This window comes from Paenibacillus medicaginis (genome assembly GCF_042138635.1).
In the GTDB taxonomy this organism is placed as follows: Bacteria; Bacillota; Bacilli; order Paenibacillales; family Paenibacillaceae; genus Paenibacillus; species Paenibacillus medicaginis.
In genome coordinates, this window is record NZ_JBHIRY010000017.1 from 39,428 (window position 1) to 55,364 (window position 15,937).

The following is a 15,937-nucleotide window of genomic DNA, read 5'->3' on the forward strand; positions in this document are numbered from 1 at the left end:
CTAACCCAGCGTTTTGAAGTCGGTAGGCGATATGCCCACATACTTGCGAAATTGCTTGTAAAAATAGCCTGTCTCCCAATACCCCACATTGCGGGCGATCTCATGAACCTTGAGGCTGGTATTCTTCAATTGCTCCTTGGCCCGCTCAATACGGTATTTGTTGATATACTCCGCGAAGGTCTCCCCTGTTTCCTTTTGAAACAATTGTCCCAGATATACCGGGTGCAGATGATACTGCGCGCCCAGCAGCTTGAGGGACAATTCATCCGCATAGTGAGCATGAATATAATTCAGCACTTGGCCGACCGTCGGATTTTTCATATCCTGCAGCAGGGACTGCACGGTCGCCGCGCCCACTTCCTGCACAGCGAGCACCAGCTCCTCCAATGTCGCACTGGACAATACACGCTGCAGCCCGGTCTGGAAGATGGACGATTCATCTGTATGCTTGATCTGCTCCAGCTCCATCTTGAAGCGGATGACCAGTTCCAGCGCAGCATGTTGAAGTCCGGCAGGGGTCATTCCATCACTGTGCTGCGCAAAATCCGTCCGAATCCGCTTGGCAAGCCCCTCCTGATTTCGGGCCATCATCAGCTTTGCATAATCGGTCCACGACACCGTAAAAGCAGCAGACGGATCGCGGCCAGCCCCAAGCTGTTCGTAGTCAATCATGTTCAGCTCAGGATAGACCATGACATACTCCATCGCTTTCTTCGCTTCACGGTAGCTTGCCGGTGCACCTTCCAGTCCTTGCGCAATGCCCCCGATGCCGATCAGCAGCGACGGATAGGCCTCTGCCAGCTCCGCCGCGAGCGATGCAAGCCAGTCTTTAAAGACATGAGTGCTCTCTTCCCGATCCGGCAAATTGGCGATCATCACGGTATCCCCATCCACATCGTGAAAAAGAACGGGATAGCCCGCCTCCCGCGCCTGCTGCTCCACCGCTGCGAATAAGGGCATTTGCTCCGCATCTGCACGTATGGAAGCTACCCCGATATAGGGTCCATCCAAAGTAATGCCCATGAACTCGGCGCGTTCCTCAAATTCTCTGCACGCAATCTGTCCGGTTAACAGCCGGTGCAGCGTATTATCCTTCAAAATCTGAATACCGTAGGTATCAGTGGGTCTCATCTTGTCCAGATTGGTCACGATATTACGCAGCGTGGCCTCCAGTTCTTCAATATTAATCGGCTTCAGCAAATAATTATCAATCCCCAACTGCAGCCCTTGCTTCAGATAATCAAAATCATTGTACCCGCTAAGAATAATGACCTTCAGCTCAGGCTGCCTTTGTCTCATCTCACGTATTAATTGCAGTCCGTCCAGCACCGGCATGGAAATGTCGGTAATCAGGATATCCGCAGGCTGGGACGACAGGCGCTCCAGCGCAAGCTGGCCATTGCCCGCGTGGCCCACAATTTCCAGCCCGAAGGCGGACCAATCCACGATATCGTACAGTCCTTCAATGATGAATGGCTCGTCATCTACCATGAATACTTTGTACATCTAAGCATCTGTCCTTTCTTCAACAGGATAGCGCACCTGAATCGTGGTTCCTTCATCTGGCTTGCTGTCGATGGTGATGCCGTAGTCCGGCCCATACAGGAACCGCAGCCGGCTGTGCACGCTGCGCAATCCGAACATGCGTCCCGATTCCTCCTGGCACGCCAGCTCCTGACGGATTTCATCCAGACGATCAGCCGTTATTCCTTTGCCATTATCGCGCACTTCAATCATCAGCACGCCATTCTCTTCCATTACCTCAATCTCCAGCTTATTGTCCGTGCGCTCGGTGCGAATGCCATGGATCACATAATTTTCGACAAGCGGCTGCAGCGACAGCTTGACAGCCGGGCAGGCATAAAACCTGGAATCCACCTTGATCTTATAAATAAAGATATCCTTATAGCGAATACGGAACAGCTCCAGATAGAGGCGGCAGGCCTCCAGCTCATCCTTCAAGGTATGGTTGCTTTTCTGCTGTACCTGGCTTTTGAATAAAACGGACAGACTGTAGATCATATCCCCGACGTCCCTCGCTCCCTGCGACACCGCCCTCATGCGGATGACCTCCAGCGTATTGTACAGAAAATGCGGATTAATCCGCGCCTGCAGTGCCACCAGCTCCGTCTCCTTCTGCCGGATCTCCGCCTTGTATACACGGTCTATATATTGATTCATTTCCACGAGCATGTCGTTGAAGCTGCTGGCAATCTGCCCCAGCTCGTCCTCACGTGTATCATGGATGCGGGCGGTAAGATCACCTTCCTTCACCTTATGCATGAACCGGATAATTCTGCGTGTCCGTTTGGCAAAATTCATAATGAAAAACGCCGGTACCAGGATGGCAAATAAAAGGCACAGGAGGCTGAACAGCACAATCGTATTACGGATGGCTGCGTAGGCCCCGGCAATATCGCTTTTCGGAACGGAACCAATCACAACATAACCCTCATCGGCAGAGATTAACTGATTGACATAGCGGTCCTGCACCTTGTTCATCACGCCTGCCCCCGTGCTGTCAAACAAGGCATTCTCCACATTCACATAAGGATAGCTGCGCCCATAATACTGTCCGCTGGAGTCGAAGAGCACCGTGCCTTGTGCGGATAACACAACGATATCTCCCTTGAGGCTGTTCTTGTAGTTCGCCAGCGCTTGGCCAATCGACTGCGAATCGAGGAATACCATGAACTGCCCGACATTTTTGAGCGTCTGCTTATTGTTGATCGGTACACGAATCGCATAAAGCGCAGGGTCCCATTCATCAATGGTTTTACGGACCCAGTAGTTTGGCGCGCTAATATTAGGTGTTTCCATCGCCATCACGTCAGGCACAAAAGAATGGGCAGTATTCTCATGCCGCTGCTTGAATTCCATATTCCGGCTGAAGTTCGACAAATATTGCTGCTCCGCACTGTACAGCAGCACATGGCGGATATTCGCATGTTCTTCCACCAGGTTCTGAAAATGTGTCTGTGTATCCGTGGAATAATCATCTCTGTTCGTGTAAAAGCCTTCTGTCAGATGCTGCACATAATCGGCATAGGTATGCTCCATGAAATAGGAGGTATTCGCCGACAACGCCTCATTCCGGTGCAGATCGCTCACCATATCCTGCACGGCCTCATACTGCTGGCGGATATAACCATCCACGCTTTCCATAGCAGCTTTCTGCACCTCAAGCTCCCGCCGGATCGTTGCATCCGCAATCGATCTAAAGACGATATAGGACAGCGTGATGATCGTAATAATAGAGATGAATGAAAAAATGAACAGCATTCTCATGAACATGTTATTTTTTATATAATCATTGAAAACGCTCACAATTTTAAAAATATGACTCTACCTCCCAGTCGCCCGAACTCCTCGCAAGTCTTCTTGAAGAAATGCCTAAGCTCACGTTGCTGCTTGCTCCAAAGGCTGCGTCGATGCTTCATTCCACTTACCCAAAAGTATAGCATCCTGCCGCTCACATGAACCTCTCACTTCCATATTTTCTTTAGTTTGCACCTGAAATCTTTAATTTGACCCTATTTGAAATGACTTTCTTCCAGTATGTTATCCATAAGCTTTCGTGCAATTGAAAGCGAATACATAAATACCATTCCATTATGAAGGAGGAACTGCATGACACGCAAAAAGTTAACCCACAAGCGTATGCCCAAGGTGACTGCGCTCGCACTGTCGGCCGCGCTGCTGAGCCAGCTCTCTTCCGCACCGGTTCTCGCCGGAGATACGCTGCCCTATGAGGGCATCAGCGCCAAGGGAGAGAATCAGCCCTATCAGCATGGTTATACCAGTGCCCAGATCATGGATTGGACCCCGGAAAGCGACATCTACGGTGAATTGCTGCGGGCACGTGTGCCGCTGCAGCCGCGTAATGCCCCATTCGCCCCTACCCAGGCCTCCCCTGAGCTGAGCCCGGACACACAGATGTTCACCATGAGCGGGGATTATGGCAACGCATTTTTCGACAGTACGCCATACACCAATAAATTCGGCCAGTATCTGTACAATTATTGGCAATACACCGACTATTACGGCTACTGGCACGGGATGGCATCCGCAGGCGTGCCCGAAGAGCTGTATGATGCGAAAAAGGATTGGACCGAGCGTTACTTCGAGTTTGGCATCCTGAACATTCCCAATCCTGCCTACACGAACGCCGCTCATAAAAACGGCGTGCTCTCCATCGCCAACATCTTTTTCTCGGACAATGACCGCGGGCCGCAGACCTACAAGCAAATGCTCGTACAGGATAAGAACGGAGAGTTCCCTGTAGCCAAAAAGCTGCTGGAAATGGCCGAGTATTACGGCTATGATGGATATTTTTTTAATCAGGAAGAGGTCGCCAAAGGCGTAGCTCCTGCGGATATTCCCGCCTACAAAAAATTTATGAAATACCTGAGGGATCAGGGAATGTATGTACAATGGTATGATTCTACGGTAGATGGAACCGGAAAGATTGCGTATCAGAATGAGTTTAACTCCGCTAACAGTCCATTTGTGAAGGATGCCCAGTTAGGTCAGGTGACGGATTCGATTTTCCTGAACTACTGGTGGAACAATAATATGCTGGCCAAATCCCGCTCCCATGCCGAAAGCCTGGGACTGGATCCGCTGGAGACTGTCTTCGCCGGTGTGGAGGGCGGGAACGACAGCTTCGGACGCTGGAAGCAGAAATACGACCTGCGCTGGAACCTGGATGAGAACGGCCAGCCGATGAACAGCATCGCTACGCTGGGCGCAGACTTCACCCATAACGGGCTGGATGAAGATATGGGCAATTCGAGCGCCAATAACCGCGCAGACAGCGAATACCAGTGGATGACCTTCGTTCGTGACCGGGCATGGTGGTCAGGACCGAATCAGGACCCAACGGAGGCACGCCGCAATGCAAATGCCAACCTGTCCGATGTATACGCATCTGGCGCGAATTGGGACGGCATCGCCGCCTACATCGCCGAACGCTCTGTCATTCGGGGCGGCAATTTCTTCACCAGCTTTAACACCGGGCATGGCCTGGACTATGTGAAGAACGGTGTTGTGTCCAGTCATCAGGAATGGTCCAATATCAACATTCAGGACATTCCGGTGACCTGGCAATGGTGGCTCGACACCACAGGGGAATCGCTTGATGTAGACTTCGACTATGGTCCGAAATACGAGAAAGGCCCGCGTTACGATTACAAGTCCATCGGTGCTTATAACGGTGGCAGCTCCCTTGTAGTGAACGGAAAGCTGGATGCCGAGAACTTCCTGCGCCTGTTCAAGACGGATTTAATGGTCAATGAGCGCTCCAAGGCCACTCTGACTTACAATAAACCTGTAACTGCGGACTCTTCTTCCCTGAGCCTGGGACTGATCTTTGCGGATGCGCCGGGAAAAGTCGTCAAAGTGGAGGTGCCGGATTCCGGTCAGCAGACAGACGGCTGGAAGACCGTCTCACTGGACCTCAGTCCTTATGCAGGCAAAAACATCGCCGCGCTTGGTCTGTCCTTTGATAATAACGACAGCACTATCAATGCATATCAGATGAATATCGGCGAGTTGCGTATCACGGACGGCTCTGCAGCTACACCAGAAGCTCCGGCCAACTTCCGGATCGTCAAAGCCCTGACAAACACCGACGAAATGGTGGTTGCTTGGGATATCGAGAATTATGACAAAGTGAAGCAATACAATCTGTATGAAAACGGCGCTTACGTCGGCGGAATTTATGATTCCACGTACTACATCAAATCCCTGAAGCATCAGCGCGGGGAACTGAGCATCACGGCTGTAGGAGCAGACGGCACGGAAAGCGAGCCTGCCACCCTGCCTTACGATCTGACGGCTGGGGTACGGGACGTGGAGGTCACATTTGATGCTTACGGAGATGCGTCCGTCACCTGGAAAAATCCGAACGGAGCCGCCGGACCCGTCGAACTGACACTGGAGACCGAATATACAAACGAGCCGTTCACCACCAGCGTTCAAGCAGACGCCGATGAACAACAGGCCGTAATCACCGGCCTGCCGAAGAACGGGCAGCATTACGTCCTGAATCTCTCCAACGACGGCCAGCCTCCAGTCACCGTCACGGGACAATTGGCAGACCTGGAGATCACTCCTTATGCCAAGGAGCTGGTCACCGTAACAGGCAAAACCTATACGCTGGCTCTGCCTGCCCTGACTGACTGGCATCGTCTCTACGTATATGAAAATGATGTACCGCGGGAATTCGGAGTTACCTATACCAGCAAGAAGTTTCCGTACATTGTTCGGGGCAGAACAAAGCTCAGTGAGTTAACCTTCACACCTGTGTCCACGACCAGCTCCCTCAAGCTTGTCGTTGAAGACTATGCCGGGAACCGGGCGACTACGATTCTGAGATAGCATGTTTCTGTAAATGAACCGCTCCCGTCAAGAAAAACATTAGAATTAAACGGCCTCAGTCCGGAATTCACCTGGACTGAGGCTGTTTAATTAAATCAGAGTCTTGCATGCTCCGTCGATGTGGTGCTATCGAAAATTGGAAGAGACATTGCCCAATTGTTCAATATCGAATATGAACAGCTTGAAAACTCTCATTCTAACCGTTTTCGATTTTCTTGAACGCACCAGACATTATTACAAGCTTCCAACCAAATAGCTATCCAGGTACAATATGCAATCCTGCAAAATGCCGGACATACGCTCGCTGAAGATAATCCGCATGAACTGGCTTCGATTTTGAAAGGATTTTTTAAAACATGGCATCAACAACCAATGAAGCAGGAAATACAAAAAAGTGTGGGAAGTATCCGTTGTCGGACACTTCCCGTGGTTACTATGTTTTCTGCTTGCCGTGCTTGTCGCCGTTGTCATAAATTCACGGGCTTATTTCGTCCAGCACTCAATCACTTTCACGCTGTCGCCGTCCTTCGCGAAGTGCAGGAACTGCATCACGTCACCGGCAGTCTTTTCGCCGGTCTTCGTGTCCTGATTGGTGATTCTGTAATGAATGGCCGCCCAATCTCCGCTGATTAGCATATTATCAAAGCGAATACGCTTTACATCGGTGGATTCAGCAGTGTTCTTTACGGAAGCCTTGTATTCCGCGAGGGTCATGGTTTCATCATTCGTATGGTACTTCAGGTTGCTGTCATAATAGGCATCTGCCCCTACCGTCCAAGCATCAAAGCCCTGATTCCAGTTTTCAAAATCGTTCAATATGGCATTTTGAATCTTCTTGGCCATATCGTTTTCGATCGGCGTGGGATTGGTAACAGGATACTTGGCTTCAAGATCCGTTGTATCGGGGATCGTCGCATTGACGATGGCATCCAATGCAGCCTGCTGTGCCGCTTTCGCATCGTCGGTCTGGAAGCTCGTCAAACCGGCAAAATCTGCGCCCTTTGTTCCTGCCCAGCCTTCCACAACCCGAGTGCCCAGCTTATCTCCATAGTCCTTGAAGTTCACAAACTCCATCACGCTTCCGTCCGAAGTTTTTTTGCTCTGTCTGTTGGTCGTTGAAATGTCGTATCGAATCGCAGCCCAGTCACCGGAGATGATCATATTATTGAAGTTGCCCATCTGAATATCGCTGGACTGCAGCGTCGCATTCATGGAATCCTGATATTCCTTCAAGGTGAGCTTCACACCGTGTACGTTATAAAGGGAATCCTCAGTATACAGAATATCGCCCCAGGTTTCCCATGCATCGTAGCCTCTGTTCCAGTTTTCAAACCCGTTCAGCAGCCTATTCTGAATGTTCTTCCCCATTTCCGTGTCGATGGGGGTGGGATTGATGATTGGGAAAATAGCCGCAAGTTCTTCCGTGTTATCGTAGGAATCAGAAATACTGACTACCGGTTCAACCGAGCTGGGATTTGCTGCATCTTCAGCAAGGCCTGAATCCGCATTGGCTCCACACCCCGCAGCAATCACCCCGATGGCCAAGGCTGTCATGCTCGCCATTAACATCTTTTTCATATTCTTTTTCATGTTCTCGATCTCCTTCTGTGTTATCGTTGTTAGGATTACTGTGTTGTGAGCATATCTTAATGGGCGAAGGTTGAGCGAAAGTAAAAAGAAGTCATAAATAAATATTGTATTTCATTCCTTAGACAGGTAGTGTGATAATAAAAGTGCTACCCTCTTGAGGTTTACTTTCCACGCAAACTTCACCACCACACAGGGAAATGATGCGGGAAACAATGGAAAGGCCAATGCCGTTGCCCCGCACAGCGGAGGTCGTATCGTGCTGATAATATTTCTCAAAGATATGTGCGGCCGTTTCTTCGTCCATGCCCACACCGTTGTCGAAAAATTTAAGCGTAAGCTGATCTGAGGTACATTTGGCGAAAATTTTGATTTCCCCGTGTTCAGGGGTAAATTTGATGGCATTGCTAAGCAGATTGATCCATACCTGTTCCATCAGTTCCGCATTGCCCACATAAGATATATCCTCTACATCCAGTTCCAGCTCAATCTGCTTCTGTTCGATTTTCGGAAGCAGCAGGATTGCACACCGTTTTATTTGCTCGGATAAATCGTATACTTCCTTTTCGGTGATGATTTCGCAGGCTTCGACCTTGGTAAGCAGAAGCGTGTTCTGCGACAGTGTAGACAAACGAAGGGATTCATCGGCAATGACTCGAAGATACTGAATCCGTTCCGGGCTCTCAATGCCATCTCCTGTGTCAATTAGGTATTGGGCAAATCCGGAGATTGAAACAATCGGCGTGTTGAATTCATGGGAAAACTCGTTGACAAAGTTTTGCATCTCTGCCTTTGTGTTTTTCAGTTCTGCCGTCATACGATTAAATCCATCATAAATGGGTGCATATTCTTCCGCCTTTCTGCTGTCCAACCGCACCTCCAGATTGCCGTCAGACACTTCTTTTATTCCAATCAACAGATCACCCATTTTCCGGCGGACGGATCGTAGCGTAAAAAAAGTTCCCAAACCGACAGCAATAATCATAAGCGGGATGATAGCCAGCATGGAAATAGCGTTATCCCGGGTCATGCCCAGCCAGTATGTAGCGATAAGCCCATAGGCCATCACTGCACCGACAACTACGATTGCGTCTGCAATGAAAACCCACCGGAATTGAACCAGCTTAAAAGTTGCGTTTTGTTTATATCGTTTCATAGCCGCCCCCCCATCTTATGGATGACCGCTTTGTATCCAAGTCCCCGAATGGATATCAACTCGAATTCTTTGCACATCGAAAACTTGTTGCGCAGACGGCTGATGTAGGTTTTGATGGTATCGTACTCTGTCTCGGAATCGTAACCCCAAATCTCGTCCATCAACTGCTGCTTGGTGAATACGACATTGGGATAGGAGAGAAACTTGTACAGCAGGTCAAATTCCTTGTTTGTCAGCGCAATTGTTTCTTCGTTATATTGAGCGGAAAAGGTGTTCTGCTCCATGGAGAAGTCGCCGATCACAATACGCTTTTCGTTGGCAATCTGTGCTCGCCGCAGCAGTGCCTCAATACGCCAAATAAGCTCCTCATAGTCGATGGGCTTTGTCATGTAATCATCCACGCCCGAGGCAAATCCATCCTTTTTGTGGGAAAAGGTGTTCATGGCCGTCAGCATGATGACAGGTATCATATCGTCGACATCCCGCAGGGTGCGCACCAGTTCATAACCGTTCATGTTCGGCATTTGAATATCCACCACGAGCAGATCAATATGTTCGCGATCGAGAACTTCCAACGCTTCTTGGCCATCAGCAGCTTCTTTGATTTTATATAGTGGGCTGAGTTTCGCTTTCGTCAAAAAACGCACCATAGGATCATCTTCAACGATAAGAATTGTAATCATACATTGCCTCCTGAAAGTTTTGTGAGCGTTACTTCCTGAATTGACTTCGTACAAAACTCGCTTTGAAAGCATAGACTCAGAGTTAATATAAAGTATATCTGCGAAAGGTTGAACAAAAGTAAATGCTTGGGGTATATTTGTCCGCATTATTACCACGTTTTGCACTACCTAAACTGATAAGTCCCTCGTATAACGTTGCGACTATAAAGTTTAATGCGGGAATGGAGGGAATTAATATAAAATCAAAACAGACAAAAAATCGGAAGCAGGTCTCCTCTCGATTTTTTGTCTGTTGATTTATGTAGACTATAGGAGCTATTAAGCCCATATACATAGATCAATTTATTTGAAACCTGTTGGGTCTGTTATTTTCTTTCACGTGTCTTAAGCGTCTGCAGACCCCCGCAGATATTGCCGCTTCTGTTTGCTTTCTTGCATCCCAAGGAGCAAGAAACATAACAGGGACACATCTGACGATCGATGGCGGAGAAACAGCCGGCTAACCAATGTAATCGCATACATTTTAAAGTTGGAGGGATCGTCTATGGGAACTAAGAGTACACTGGCTAAACCTGTAGTGGTTCTGCTTGGCACTTTGGATACAAAAGGGGTGGAATATGGTTATGTCAGGGATCGTTTGCAAGAACAAGGGGTCGATACGATCCTGATTGATGCTGGAGTTATAGGAGAACCGCAAATTACTCCGGATATTACCCGGGAGGAGGTGGCTCAAGCCGCAGGTGCGGACGTTAAAATATTGGCCGCATCCGGTGATCGGGGGAATGCAGTCATAACGATGGCTTGCGGGGCAAGCCTGATTACTAAGCGATTATACGAGAAAGGACAGCTTGACGGAATTTTGGGGCTAGGGGGGTCCGGCGGTTCAGCGCTGGTGACCCAAGCAATGCGCGATCTGCCTATAGGCATACCCAAGCTTATGCTCTCCACAATGGCTTCAGGGGATACGCGTCCTTATGTTGGAGCAGTGGACATAACGATGATGCATTCAGTTGTGGATATTGCCGGAATCAACCAGTTATCGGCGCCTATTTTGGCGAATGCGGCAAATGCAGTAGCCGGAATGGTGAAATCTCCGGTTCCGCAATCGACAAGCAAAAAGAAGCTTATCGGGGCTACGATGTTCGGTGTGACGACACCCGCAGTGAACGTGGCTCGCGAGCGACTTGAAGAGCTTGGCTACGAGGTTATCGTGTTCCATGCAACCGGTACGGGCGGCCAGTCGATGGAGTCTTTAATCAGAGATGGGTTTATAACGGCATCACTCGATATTACGACAACTGAGTTAGCTGATGAACTTGTAGGAGGGGTACTTTCAGCAGGTCCCCACCGTCTCGAAGCGGCAGGTAATTTGGGAATTCCGCAGGTCGTTTCTCTAGGGGCTATTGATATGGTCAACTTTGGGCCGGTGGACTCGGTCCCGCCGCAATTCAAAGATAGGCTTCTGTATAAACATAATGCAACGATCACCTTGATGCGGACAACAGCGGAGGAATGCGCCGAGTTAGGCCGTACGATTGCAAGGAAGCTTAATGCTGCGAAGGGACCGGTAAGCCTTTTTATCCCGCTCAAGGGAGTCTCCATGATGGCGACAGAAGGCCAATTGTTCCATGACGGAAAGGCGGACCAGGCACTTATAAGCGCGCTTCGGGAACATGTTGATACCAATGTTGTGGAAATTAGAGAAATCGAGACGGATATCAACGACCCGCTTTTTGCCCGGACAATGGCGGAACGTTTACATGAGCTTTATCAGGATTGGTTCGAAGCAAATCGACAAGCCAAGTGAGCCATCATGGACATGAAGGCTAGATCAAGGAGGAGAGATCCATGATTTCCAGAAAAGAAGCCCTTTCCAGACTACACAGTGAAATCACAGCAGGCCGCCCCATTATCGGTGCCGGCGCAGGCACAGGGTTATCGGCGAAATGTGCGGAGGAAGGAGGTACGGATCTTATTATTATATATAATTCCGGCCGTTACAGGATGGCTGGCCGCGGTTCGCTTGCAGGACTGTTGCCGTATGGCGACGCCAACGCAATCGTTGTTGATATGGCTAGTGAAGTGCTTCCTATTGTCAGAAATAAACCAGTTCTGGCAGGTGTGTGTGGTACGGATCCGTTTCGCGTGATGCCTGTGTTCTTGAAGCAGCTCAAAGAGATGGGCTTTACAGGGGTGCAAAACTTTCCAACTGTTGGCCTCATCGATGGGATTTTCCGAGCAAATTTGGAGGATACAGGTATGGGCTATGATTTGGAGGTCGAAATGATCCGGCAAGCTCATGAACTTGACCTGCTGACGGCCCCTTATGTATTTGACGAAGAACAGGCATGTAAAATGGCCGCAGCGGGTGCGGATATCCTGGTTTCGCATGTTGGCCTGACCGCTTCCGGAACGATCGGAGCGAAGACGTCACTTACACTTGACGAAGCGATAAATCGTGTACAGGCGATGCACGATAAAGCTAAAGCCATCAACCCTGACCTCATTGTACTTTGTCACGGCGGTCCCATAGCAGCGCCTGAAGATGCAGCCTACGTACTCGAAAAAACGAAGGGCGTCGACGGCTTCTTCGGAGCTTCCAGCATGGAACGCTTGCCGACGGAAGTTGCAATGACCGCTAACATGCGTAAATTCAAATCTATTAACGGAGGTCAATAACATGAAGGTGAATCCACAAAACTTACCGACGGAAACGTTTGAATGGGGAGCTATCAAATGGTTTGTCAGTCCTGAACATACTGCAAAACCAAATGTTACCTTTGGAGAAGTAATTCTTCTCCCCGGCAAGGGACACGATCGCCATAACCATCCAGACTCGGAGGAGATTCTTTATGTCCTTTCTGGCGAGGGTAAGCAAATGGTCAACGATGAAGAAGCTTTCACCGTGTGTGCTGGCGATACCATCTATATACCTGCCGGGGTTTTTCATTCAACATATAATACAGGCTGGGAACCGCTGAGACTGCTGGCTTTTTATAATCCGGGAGGAGCTGAGGCGCTGTTAAGAGAGCTTCCAGATTTCCGAAAGCTGGAGAAAAATGAAATCTTAGAGCTTGTCCGGAAAATGAAATAAGGCTTCGTTATAAATGGAAGGCTCCTGGTTTCAATAAATCGGGAGCCAGGATTTTCTTTTCACGGGAAAGGAGTTGTGTATTTTGGAAGAACAACTGCTTTGATCGCATCCAAAACAGGGGATTTCTGGATCTTAGGCGTGCCTGAATGATCCGTTTACTCCCTTCACCACCTAATTGGTCTATTATTTTTTTTGAGCGTGCCTAATGCTTTAACGAATTTTTCTGTACCAACTAATGGAAAAGAAAATATTCATTAAATATCTTTGATCTCAATGGAATGTTCTAAGCAATACATTAATTGATATAAGGAAGCAAGATAGGTTTTTTTGAAGTCTGGAGGAGTATAGATGGACCCCGATAGTTTAATGGCTTCTATTTGCAAATCACTTAATTTGCTCATTGGATACAATCCACAAGCCAGTGTGAATGCAGCATACATAAAGTTCGTAATACTCTCCATATCTGCTCTTGGGAAAAGTTTACTTACTAGGTCGATGATTGTAGAGTTTATCGCTATCGACTCTTTTTCAAATTCAGCAAGTGCTTCTACAGAAACATTTTTTTCAATGGTTGTGTAAAGAATGGCATGCAGCTCGATTAGCCGTTCGTGCTCCAATAATGTCGTAGTCCAAACTTCTCCAATATCATAAATAGAATACAGCTTGTTAATATGAAAAGATTTGCTTAGCGTGGATATCCAAGATTTAAGGTCCTGATTCAAGATCAAAAGAAGAATTTCCTCTTTCGTATTAAAGTACTTATAAATATTGGGTCTTGTGAATTTAGTATATTCTGAGATCTTAGTGAAATTTAATCCTTCATAGCCTTCTGCGTCATAGATCAAAGATGCTGCTTTAACGATTTCTTGAATTCGATCTTGAATCTGATCTTCAGATCTTGCACGTTGGAACTTCATGTTTCAAACTCCTCAATCCGAGATTTTATTCCTTGGTATCATTCCCCCAATTATAACCGATCAACAATGTATTATCGAGTAATCCCTCGCCTAACTAAGTAAAATAATTGGAAAATACGTCCGCAAGAAATGAGAAGTGACTGTCTTTACAGTCATATTACTGTCGTTAGTTACATGGAAAAAAGAACGGAATCGTTATATAACGATTCCGTCCATCTTGGCGTTTTGATATTTCATTAACCTTGCAATGGTCTTGCGTCGAAAATAATAAAGTTTGCAGTACGTTCCTTTATTAGCCAAGTTCCATTTTGACATACATATACATCATCATATCTAACACTGTAGTCAGTAATAACTTCTGTGCCATCTTCATCTCTCACCATTTTAATCTGGGAGAATACAACACCTGTTGCAGTAGCTCCATCCACTTTCACAACGTGTTGTCCATTCATAGAAAAGTAACGTTTTACTTCTGAAGCATGGCTTTTGAAATCTTCACCCAATTGTTTGGTTCCTATAACCTCGGAAAGTAAACTTTCACCCACGTAAACCGTATATCGGCCATCAGACGTAAATAAAAGCATTTGCTCATCAATTTTTTTCTCATCTGTCAAATTTGCATATGCATCAACCAATTCCCTTAACTCTATTTTTGCTTGTACAATTTCTAGTGACATGAAGTTGTCCTCCTTTGATTTTTAAATTACTTCACGTAACTAATATTATAATTTAAATTACATATTGTCAAATAAATCTACTTCATCAGTGGAGTGTCTTGTTTTAGTTTTTCCAATTCATGCCCCCATATCCGTTAAAAGAATAATCATAATGCGATGATCCCTTACCTGCTCCAAAGATTGCTATTGTTTTCATACGTTTCTCTCCTTGGATTATGTACTCCTCATAGCTGGAATGAATATGAATAAAAACAAACAAAAATCGGAAGTAGGTTCCCCTCTTCCGATTTTTTGCCTTTGAATTATTTAGATCTTTTATGACCTACAGTAGCTTTCAAGAGATCGGTAAACCGATCCCGTTCTTTGTAGCCCGTAATTAGTTCAGGCTAGTACATCCACTTTGGTCACCCTTCAACAAAGGTCTTGTTTTTCGGTATCTTCAACAGCCTAACACTTTCAACAATATTGTTATCAATGATTATAGTGGCCGACTTTGTCAGGCTCTCTAGTAAGTACAAATATCCAACCTCAAACTCGCCTTTTTGTAAGTAGTAATTAGACAATTCATTCAGCAAACGTGTATAGCGCTGGGCTTTTAATCTCTTATCATATACTCTTGTTCCCTCCATCTGATCACCCAGAGGCTTGATTTCTGAATCAAAGCGCAGAAGGATACCATCAATATTTACATTAAAACTGTTGGCGGCCTCGACAATATTTAGTAATGATAATAGAAGATCTTCCTTATTCGTTTCAATATATTCTACATACTTGTGAAGTACACTGAAATCTCCCGAAAATAATTTCGTTACTTCAGCTTGCAGCAGTTCTTCCGCTGCATCAAAAAGTATAGGACAGTACACCAGATTATCCAACAGCCAACTGATTGCCTGTTGAATACAATCCAGCTTGTTCAATTCGGCACATCTGAATATAAACGGCCTGAGTCGTCTCCAATTGGGCTGGGTCGTAGCCATATTATCTTCTATGTATTGATCGTAGAAATGTCCTTCCGGGAGACCCATCAGCCCGGTGATGCGGTCTAGCTGATTCACCGACATGGTCCTTCTCCCTGTGATGATCGAGCTGAGACTTCCCACATTGAGCCCTGTCTAGCGTCCCAAATCACTAAGCGTCAGCTTTTCGCGTCCCATAAGCTTTTCGACTTCTGAGCGTATCGTGGTTGTCCTATCCAAATGAACCACTCCTTCATAAGTGACATTCTGCCTAAACTATTGATGTCAGCAAATGATCAGGCACCCTTTCATAAACAAACTCTATAATTTTATTCCATTAAAAATAGTATGCTACTTAACGTATATATTTAGGAGGTGTAAATTTCACCATTAAAAAGGCCAGCTATAGTAACTGGCCTTTCTGATGTACTTATGTAGACTTATCTACACACCACCGTGGTGTCCAAATGGTTGGAAAACCGACAT

Annotated in this window: 13 protein-coding genes; 5 read left to right on the forward strand and 8 right to left on the reverse strand. The window is 47.0% G+C overall.

Annotated features, from left to right (window positions below; all coding sequences use genetic code 11):
* Both ACE5LO_RS16985 and ACE5LO_RS16990 read right to left on the reverse strand, forming a co-directional pair.
* On the reverse strand, positions 1 to 1,506 hold the full coding sequence (locus tag ACE5LO_RS16985) for a response regulator (protein ID WP_375521200.1): 1,506 nt from the start codon (positions 1,504 to 1,506) through the stop codon (positions 1 to 3).
* Positions 1,507 to 3,288, reverse strand: a complete 1,782-nt coding sequence (locus ACE5LO_RS16990) for a sensor histidine kinase (RefSeq protein ID WP_375521201.1) — start codon at positions 3,286 to 3,288, stop codon at positions 1,507 to 1,509. It abuts the gene before it with no gap.
* Between the two features lie 342 nt (positions 3,289 to 3,630).
* On the opposite strand from ACE5LO_RS16990, the gene ACE5LO_RS16995 reads away from it, so the two are divergent.
* Positions 3,631 to 6,381, forward strand: a complete 2,751-nt coding sequence (locus ACE5LO_RS16995; protein WP_375521202.1) for an endo-beta-N-acetylglucosaminidase — start codon at positions 3,631 to 3,633, stop codon at positions 6,379 to 6,381.
* 483 nt (positions 6,382 to 6,864) lie between these two features.
* Here the strand turns inward: ACE5LO_RS16995 and ACE5LO_RS17000 are convergent, their stop codons facing one another.
* The 3 genes from ACE5LO_RS17000 to ACE5LO_RS17010 all read right to left on the reverse strand — a co-directional run bounded on the left by ACE5LO_RS17000 (position 6,865) and on the right by ACE5LO_RS17010 (position 9,807).
* The gene (locus ACE5LO_RS17000) at positions 6,865 to 7,971 is read right to left on the reverse strand and encodes a nuclear transport factor 2 family protein (protein ID WP_375521203.1); all 1,107 of its coding nucleotides are present in this window, start codon (positions 7,969 to 7,971) and stop codon (positions 6,865 to 6,867) included.
* Positions 7,972 to 8,089: 118 nt separating this feature from the next.
* Entirely contained in the window at positions 8,090 to 9,124 is a 1,035-nt protein-coding gene (locus ACE5LO_RS17005) for a HAMP domain-containing sensor histidine kinase (protein ID WP_375521204.1), read from the reverse strand.
* Positions 9,121 to 9,807 (reverse strand): response regulator transcription factor, encoded by a 687-nt coding sequence (locus ACE5LO_RS17010; protein WP_375521205.1) that lies wholly within the window; start codon positions 9,805 to 9,807, stop codon positions 9,121 to 9,123. The genes ACE5LO_RS17005 and ACE5LO_RS17010 overlap by 4 nt, the downstream gene beginning before the upstream one ends.
* Positions 9,808 to 10,163: 356 nt before the next feature.
* Here ACE5LO_RS17010 and ACE5LO_RS17015 point away from each other — a divergent pair, with 356 nt between their 5' ends.
* The 4 genes from ACE5LO_RS17015 to ACE5LO_RS17030 are packed head-to-tail and all read left to right on the forward strand — an operon-like array spanning position 10,164 to position 12,901.
* The gene (locus ACE5LO_RS17015) at positions 10,164 to 10,310 is read left to right on the forward strand and encodes an SDR family oxidoreductase (protein ID WP_375521206.1); all 147 of its coding nucleotides are present in this window, start codon (positions 10,164 to 10,166) and stop codon (positions 10,308 to 10,310) included.
* A 41-nt stretch (positions 10,311 to 10,351) separates the two neighbouring features.
* Positions 10,352 to 11,614 carry a Tm-1-like ATP-binding domain-containing protein gene (locus ACE5LO_RS17020; RefSeq protein WP_375521207.1) on the forward strand — a complete coding sequence of 421 codons (1,263 nt, stop codon included), beginning with the start codon at positions 10,352 to 10,354 and terminating at the stop codon, positions 11,612 to 11,614.
* A 41-nt stretch (positions 11,615 to 11,655) separates the two neighbouring features.
* Positions 11,656 to 12,486 (forward strand): phosphoenolpyruvate hydrolase family protein, encoded by an 831-nt coding sequence (locus ACE5LO_RS17025; protein WP_375521208.1) that lies wholly within the window; start codon positions 11,656 to 11,658, stop codon positions 12,484 to 12,486.
* 1 nt (position 12,487) lies between these two features.
* Complete coding sequence (locus tag ACE5LO_RS17030) at positions 12,488 to 12,901, forward strand: cupin domain-containing protein (protein ID WP_375521209.1); 414 nt, start codon at positions 12,488 to 12,490, stop codon at positions 12,899 to 12,901.
* A 254-nt stretch (positions 12,902 to 13,155) separates the two neighbouring features.
* Here the strand turns inward: ACE5LO_RS17030 and ACE5LO_RS17035 are convergent, their stop codons facing one another.
* The 3 genes from ACE5LO_RS17035 to ACE5LO_RS17045 form a co-directional block, all read right to left on the reverse strand.
* A complete protein-coding gene (locus ACE5LO_RS17035) occupies positions 13,156 to 13,818 on the reverse strand; it encodes a TetR/AcrR family transcriptional regulator (RefSeq protein WP_375521210.1) in 663 nt (220 codons plus the stop codon).
* A gap of 236 nt (positions 13,819 to 14,054) precedes the next feature.
* Positions 14,055 to 14,495: a nuclear transport factor 2 family protein gene (locus ACE5LO_RS17040; protein WP_375521211.1), complete on the reverse strand. Its 441-nt coding sequence runs from the start codon at positions 14,493 to 14,495 to the stop codon at positions 14,055 to 14,057.
* A 404-nt stretch (positions 14,496 to 14,899) separates the two neighbouring features.
* Entirely contained in the window at positions 14,900 to 15,556 is a 657-nt protein-coding gene (locus tag ACE5LO_RS17045) for a hypothetical protein (RefSeq protein ID WP_375521212.1), read from the reverse strand.
* Positions 15,557 to 15,937 lie beyond the last annotated feature (381 nt).